Annotated in this window: 8 protein-coding genes; 4 read left to right on the top strand and 4 right to left on the bottom strand. The window is 63.7% G+C overall.

Going from position 1 to position 6,857, the window contains the following annotated elements; genetic code table 11:
* Positions 1–53: 53 nt before the first annotated feature.
* Positions 54–365, bottom strand: coding sequence for a hypothetical protein (locus tag AC3WJD_RS21450; RefSeq protein WP_492748798.1), 312 nt, complete (start codon positions 363–365; stop codon positions 54–56).
* A 728-nt stretch (positions 366–1,093) separates the two neighbouring features.
* Here AC3WJD_RS21450 and hemA point away from each other — a divergent pair.
* From hemA to AC3WJD_RS21470, 4 genes are all read left to right on the top strand, one after another.
* The gene (gene hemA / locus AC3WJD_RS21455; protein ID WP_492748801.1) at positions 1,094–2,308 is read left to right on the top strand and encodes a 5-aminolevulinate synthase; all 1,215 of its coding nucleotides are present in this window, start codon (positions 1,094–1,096) and stop codon (positions 2,306–2,308) included.
* Positions 2,309–2,450: 142 nt separating this feature from the next.
* Complete coding sequence (locus AC3WJD_RS21460) at positions 2,451–3,698, top strand: YceI family protein (protein ID WP_492748805.1); 1,248 nt, start codon at positions 2,451–2,453, stop codon at positions 3,696–3,698.
* Positions 3,699–3,703: 5 nt separating this feature from the next.
* Positions 3,704–4,204: a methyltransferase family protein gene (locus tag AC3WJD_RS21465; protein WP_492748808.1), complete on the top strand. Its 501-nt coding sequence runs from the start codon at positions 3,704–3,706 to the stop codon at positions 4,202–4,204.
* A 51-nt stretch (positions 4,205–4,255) separates the two neighbouring features.
* Positions 4,256–4,645 (top strand): SpoIIAA family protein, encoded by a 390-nt coding sequence (locus AC3WJD_RS21470; protein ID WP_492748811.1) that lies wholly within the window; start codon positions 4,256–4,258, stop codon positions 4,643–4,645.
* Here the strand turns inward: AC3WJD_RS21470 and AC3WJD_RS21475 are convergent.
* The 3 genes from AC3WJD_RS21475 to AC3WJD_RS21485 all read right to left on the bottom strand — a co-directional run.
* Positions 4,620–5,255, bottom strand: a complete 636-nt coding sequence (locus tag AC3WJD_RS21475; protein WP_492748817.1) for a class I SAM-dependent methyltransferase — start codon at positions 5,253–5,255, stop codon at positions 4,620–4,622. The genes AC3WJD_RS21470 and AC3WJD_RS21475 overlap by 26 nt on opposite strands.
* Before the next feature lie 35 nt (positions 5,256–5,290).
* Positions 5,291–6,541 (bottom strand): BtaA family protein, encoded by a 1,251-nt coding sequence (locus AC3WJD_RS21480; protein ID WP_492748812.1) that lies wholly within the window; start codon positions 6,539–6,541, stop codon positions 5,291–5,293.
* Positions 6,542–6,650: 109 nt separating this feature from the next.
* Positions 6,651–6,857: oxidoreductase C-terminal domain-containing protein (locus tag AC3WJD_RS21485; RefSeq protein WP_492748815.1), on the bottom strand; the 207-nt coding region annotated here is incomplete at its 5' end.

Here is a 6,857-nt window from a genome sequence, read left to right on the forward strand (position 1 = left end):
ACCCGCCATCATGAATGCCCCTGCCTATCCAACAACGGCATATACAATGATACTTACTTCAGTTCCAGATGACTAGCCTCGTGCCTGTCGGCGGAGCGCCAGATGCCAACGATCGCCCAAGTGCGGATGACAAGGAACAAGGTCATGAACCCGATCCAGACTGCAGCGATTAATTGAAGCGATGTGCTTGACTCCTGGATCGCGAGGACACCCGCGAGAATGATGTTGAGCGCAACAGTACTGAGCGCGCCGCCAACAAGAAACCAGCTTGTGGGGAGCGACAAATGTCCCCGCCAATGCCTGATCAGGAAATTCTCGCCAGTGTCCTCTTCCTCGAGAACATCGTTATACTGCCTATATCCCACGCTCACCCCCCATTCGAAACGCGGCGACCGCATTCGTGCACGACCGCGACCGGAATGCAATACGGCAGACGCGGAAGTCTGGTTCTTTGACCGGTATGTCGTCGTGTGGGGACTGTCCGGATTTGGCGGTGGCTTTCGTCCCTCGCAATGTCGGAAAAGTCGTGGTTAGCGGACGCGCACCGAACGACCAGACCACTTGCGTCGAATGCAGAGAAACGCGGCAGGCAATCCGAATATGAACGCGCAACCGACGGCCACGTTAGTGGCCCAAACCGGCGCATTTGTGGCCATGGCAGCGAAGCTGACAAGCATCGCTAGAACGTAACCAATCCAGAAAGATCGTTCGGACATAACGAATGTTGGCAGTTAGGCCGAATGACCGCAAGAGGGTCGGTAGTCATCAGAAATTGCTGTCCTACACGCCCCCCGGTCTGTCACGCTGATACAATGATCGGCTCTTTGACCATGTGCGGATGACACGCCAAACATTGATCGCCTAACTCGATCAATGCGGCCCCACTGATCGAGCGGATTTCTCCGCACGGCTGACTTTCCTGACCTTTGTCCGAAATCGCACAGTACGAGTCGGGATCATCGATTCACCCATCCACCCTGATCGCAATTCCCGCACCTTCTTGCGAACCGTTCTCGCTGGCTTTCCGGGGGCGGCGGCGGTAAAGGCTGGCCGAACGAGCCAGAGGCAGACACAGAGTCTGAAGGGCAAGACATTGGACTATCAGCGCGTTTTCTCCCAGGCGATCGATCGGCTGCATGCCGAGGGACGCTACCGCGTGTTCATCGATATCCTGCGCAACAAGGGCGCCTATCCCAATGCGCGCTGCTTTGCCGGGCATAACGGCCCCAAGCCCATCACCGTCTGGTGCTCCAACGACTATCTCGCCATGGGCCAGCATCCCAAGGTGATCGCCGCGATGGAAGAGGCGCTGCACGATGTCGGCGCGGGCTCGGGCGGCACGCGCAATATCGGCGGCAACACGCACTATCACATCGATCTCGAGAACGAGCTCGCCGACCTGCACGGCAAGGAGGGCGCGCTGCTCTTCACCTCGGGCTATGTCTCGAACGAGGCGACGCTCGCCACGCTCGGCAAGATCCTGCCCGGCTGCATCATCTTCTCGGACGAGCTCAACCACGCCTCGATGATCGCGGGCATCCGCAATTCGGGCTGTGAGAAGCGCGTCTTCCGTCACAACGACCTCGAGCATCTCGAGGAACTGCTTGCCGCCGCGGATCCCGAGGTGCCCAAGCTGATCGCGTTCGAAAGCGTCTATTCGATGGACGCCGACATCGCGCCGATCGCCGCGATCTGCGACCTTGCCGACAAGTACAACGCGCTCACCTATCTGGACGAGGTCCATGCGGTGGGCATGTACGGCCCGCGCGGCGGCGGCATTTCGGAGCGTGACGAGGTCGCGCACCGCCTCACCATCATCGAGGGCACGCTGGGCAAGGCGTTCGGCGTGATGGGCGGCTATATCGCCGCCGACCGGATGATCATCGACGTCATCCGCTCCTATGCGCCCGGCTTCATCTTCACCACCTCGCTCTCGCCGGTGCTCGTCGCGGGCGTGCTCGCGGCGGTCCGTCACCTGAAAAGCTCGAGCGTCGAGCGCGAGGGTCAGCAAGCCGCCGCAACGATGCTCAAGACGCTGTTCGCCGAGGCTGGCCTCCCCGTGATGCCGTCGACCACACACATCGTCCCGCTGATGGTGGGCGATCCCGTCAAGGCCAAGAAGATCAGCGACATCCTGCTCGCCGAATACGGCGTCTATGTGCAGCCGATCAATTATCCCACGGTCCCGCGGGGCACCGAGCGGCTGCGCTTCACCCCCGGCCCGTCGCACAACGAGGCGATGATGCGCGATCTCACCGCCGCGCTTGTCGAGATCTGGGAACGTCTGGACATGCGCAAGGCGGCCTGACGCCGCCGCGCCACCAGAGACCCTCTTGTGCCGCTCCCGCCTTCGCTGTGGGGCGACGGTGAACAGTCCGGTGGCAATGGCTTGTCTTGCCAGCCCTTTTGCTGTTCATCTTGGGCCGCATTCAGTAGGGCTCGAGGTCGCCATGTCACCCCAGCGTTACAGCTATGCCGCGATCACGCTTCACTGGCTGCTGGCGGCGGCGCTCGCCTTCCAGATCTCGCTTGGCTGGACGCTTGAGGGGCCCAACACGCCCGAACTCTTCGCGCGCTTCCAGCTGCACAAGTCGATCGGCATCACCATCCTCCTCCTGACGCTCGCGCGCCTCGCGATACGCCTTACCCATCCGCGCCCGGCGCCATCGGAGGATTCGGAATGGCTGCGAACGCTGGCCAATGTCGTCCACCAGTCCTTCTATCTCGTGATGATCGTCGGGCCGCTGGCGGGCTGGGTGATCGTCTCGACCGCCAGGATCAAGGTGCCGACGCTGCTCTACGGCATCGTGCCCTGGCCGCATTTGCCCGTCGGCCGCGCCTGGCACGAGCCCGCCGAGGCGATCCACAGCGCCATGGCCTGGCTCGCGGTCACGCTGTTCCTGCTTCACGTCGCGGGCGCGCTGCGCCACCAATGGCTGCTCGGCAAACCCGAGCTCCAGCGCATGGCTCCGTTTGCGCGCGGCCGCGCGGTGCCTGCGGTGATCGGCGCGCTCGCGCTGATCCTCGCCGCGCTCTTTGCGGGGAAGCTCGCCTATCCCGAACGGCTCCGCGCGATACCCGCAGAGGCTACAACCCCACCCGTTCCTGCGGTCGCATCCAGCCCCGCTCCGGTGCTTGAGAACGCGGCTGCTGCGATCGAAAACGCGCTGGAGGTCGCGCCCGACAAGGAGAAGCAGCCGCTCATCGAATGGACAGTCCTGCCCGGAGGTCGGCTCGGCTTCACCGCGCGCTGGAATGGCGAGGCGATCAACGGCCGCTTCGATCGCTGGCGCGCGGAAATCCACTTCAACCCGGACGCGCTCGACAAGTCGGGCATCCGCGTCATCGTCGATCTTGCCTCGGCGCATACGGGTGACGGCCAGCGCGACGATTCGCTCAGGGGCAGCGACTTCTTCGATGTCGCAACGCACCCGGGCGCAGCCTTCGTTTCGCGCGACATCCGCCATCTTGGCGGCGATCGCTACGAGGCGCGCGGCACGCTGGAACTGCGCGGCGTCAGCAAACCCGCCAATCTGCGCTTCACGCTCAACATCAACGACAACAAGGCGCGCGTTTCGGGTACCAGCTACATCGACCGTACCGCCTTCGGCGTCGGCCAGGGCGAATGGGTGTCGACCGATGAGATCGCAGCGGGAGTCGATATCGCCTTTTCGTTCAGCGCGCTGCGTCGCGACTAGCGTCGATGCAACGCCGCGCCACCGCGCTTCTGGGTTCCGCACTGTTCCTGACGCTCGCGCCGGGCACCATCGCCGGGCTCGTCCCCTGGTGGATAACACGCTGGCAGCGCGGCGTGCTGGATCTGGTGGCGTTCGGCAAACCGCTTGCCATCATGCTGGGCCTTGCGGGCGCGCTGGTCCTGATCGAAAGTTTCGTCCGCTTCGCCTGGCAGGGTTACGGCACGCCGGCTCCCATCGCTCCGCCCCATAGCCTCATCGTCTCAGGGCCGTATCGCCATGTCCGCAACCCGATGTATCTGGCGGTGATCGCGCTGATCCTGGCGCAGGCGCTATGGCTCGCTCGCGCTGAACTGCTCGCCTATGCCGCGGGAATCGCGATCGCCTTCCATCTCTTCGTCATCGGCTATGAGGAACCTGGGCTCGCCCGACGCTATGGCGATACCTACCGACAATATCGCGCGCATGTACCGCGCTGGCTGCCCAGGGTGAGTCCGTGGCACCAATGAAGCGCGGAACTCCGATCCGATGACGCTCGTTCACACCGCCGGAGGTGCATCATGCTCGAAATCCTGCCCGCCCCTGACCATCTGGCTGCCTATGCCATCTCGGGCACGCTCACCAAGGGGGACTTCGACCGGCTGGTGGCCGATGTCGACGCCAAGCTCAAAAGCCACAAGCACATCGCGATCATGGTCGACCTGACGGGTTTCGAGGACATGACCTTCAAGGCGGCGTTGGAGGATTTGCGCTATGGCTTCGGCAAGATCCGGGAATGGAACCGCTTCAAACGCGAGGCGGTGGTCACCGACAAGCAATGGATCCGGACGCTGATGCACGGCGCGGACATCGCCCTGCCCTTCATCGAACTCAAGGTCTTCGAGCCGGGCGAGCGGCAGGCCGCGATCGACTGGGCCGCCGACATCAAGCAGCCCGCGCCGGCTTCCTGAGCACCGCCTCCCACGCATAACCGCGCCATAACGGCGTGAACTCGAGCAGCAAGCCGCGTTCCTCGGCGATCGCCGTGAGCACGTGCTTCAGGTCCGCGCGAGGGGTCACGTCAAAGCGCGCCAGCCAGGCGAAGAGCAGCGCGCGGAATGCCTGCGGCAGTCGCTCCTGCTGCCCGAAATCGACGATATGCAGCGTACCCCGTTCCGCCAGCGCATCGCACGCCGCCCGAATCGCAGCCTGCCAGTCGGGAATCATCGACAGTATGTATGACAGGAAGATCCGGTCGAACCATGCGCGCCCGAACATGGTTTGCGGATCGAAGCCCGTGGCATCGCCCTGGGCAAGCGCGATCCGGGCATCCAGTGCCGAGCGCGCGATCGAGCGCCGCGCGGTATCGAGCATCGCGGGTGAGATATCGAAGCCGAAGCATTGCGCATGCGGCCAGGCGCGCGCCGCCGCGATCAGATTGCGCCCAGTACCGCACCCGACCTCCAGCACCGTACCGCCCACGGGCACCTTCATCCCGCCGATCAGCCGGTCGCGACCAAGCAGATAATATTTGCGCGTAAGGTCGTAGATATGCCGCTGATAGCGATAGATGCCGTCCATATGCCGCGCGGCATCGACCTTCACTGCCGCGCGATTCACGGCTTCAGCACGTAGAGATGCACCCCGCCATAGATCGAGGAACGGTCGCGCCGCGTATAGTCGGCCGATTGCTCGCCCTCGTAGTGCCAGCGATCGAGCAGGTCGGCAGGCACCCTTCCGGGCAACAGGCTCGGCGCCGCTGCCGTCCGGAAGACGACGCGCGCGCCGGGCTTCGCGGTGCGCGTGATCTCCGCCCAGAGATGCGTCAGCTGTGCATCGCTCATCCAGTCCTGTGCGTCGAGCAGCACATAGCGATCGAGGCTCGTCGCGGTCTTCTGCGCCAGATGCTCGACGAAATTGGCATGGCGTATGCTGACGCGATCGAGCCGCGCGACCACCGCGTCATAATTTGCACTTTGCAAATACGGAGGAAGCGGCGCGTCCGGTCCCTTGCCATAGCCGCGCCCGAAGGCCTGCCAGGCGAAATAATTCTGCCGGATATCGAAATCGCAGGCGAGCTTTTCGAGGCGCTGACGCAGCACCGACGCCATGCCCGCCGGCTCGTCGCCGGCGAGGGCGTCATACTGCGCGGGCGGAATGCCGAGGCCGAAAAGCGACGCCGGCTGATCGGTCAGCCAGCGGATGAATTTCCTGTCGAACATGGGCGCGAATTTGGCGTCAAAAATCGCGCGCTGCTCCTCAATGCTGCCAGCTTCGAGCAGTTCACGCGGATCAACCCGATAGAGCTTCGCCAGCAGATGCGCCGTCCCGATGAAGTTGCCCAGCAGCCCGCGTTTGTAGATGCCCCTGGCAAAACCGTTGATCCGGCGCCGTCCGGTCAGATCACGCCCCTCCCAGTAGCGCCGCGTGATTTCGTCGAGATGGGGGCGCACATGCGCGTGATAGGCTGCAATATTCTCGGGCCGATCGGCCTCACCGAAAAAGCGGTGAAATGCGTCGTGGTCGGGCAGGTGCTGCGCCGCCGCCAGCTTCAGCCGGTTGAACGCGATATGCGCGGTGTTGAGGTCGACTGCGGTGATCGACGCGGGATCGGCGGTGAGATAGGATAGCACGTTGCAGCCGCCGCTCGCGATCGCAATGACATGGCAGTCGGGCGTGATCGCCAGCGCCTCTAGGTCGATCGCCGGGTCTTCCCAGATCTGCGCATAGACCAGCCGTTGAAAGGCGAGCGCAAAGGCGCGGTCGAGCAACCCCTGCTTGCTCAGCTTCGGATCGCGCAGCACCGCCTGACGGATGCGATCCCGCTTCGAATGCTCCGAACTTCCGCTGACTGCGGCTGCGCCCATAATGCCCTCCCGAGCAGCATCGCGCCATGCGACGCTGGATGCCGAGCGCCCTATGAGCGCGCAGTGACCGGGGTGTGACAGATCGGCGTCGGTTCGAAGACGTGTCGCGTCAGCCGACGAGTTCCTTGAGCGGCACGCTGGCGTCGGCGAGCCTTGCCCTGTCGGGTGAGAGGCCTTCGGTGACGAGCTTGCGGCCCTGGACATAGTCCTTGGTGGCGTTGACGCAGTCGAGCGCGATCACGCGGCCCTGTTTCAGATAGACGATCGAGAAGGAGCGCGTCGCGGGATCGCCGCGCACGATCGCCGCGTCATGGTC

This window comes from Sphingobium sp. FW306-1B-F04DB (genome assembly GCF_058781925.1).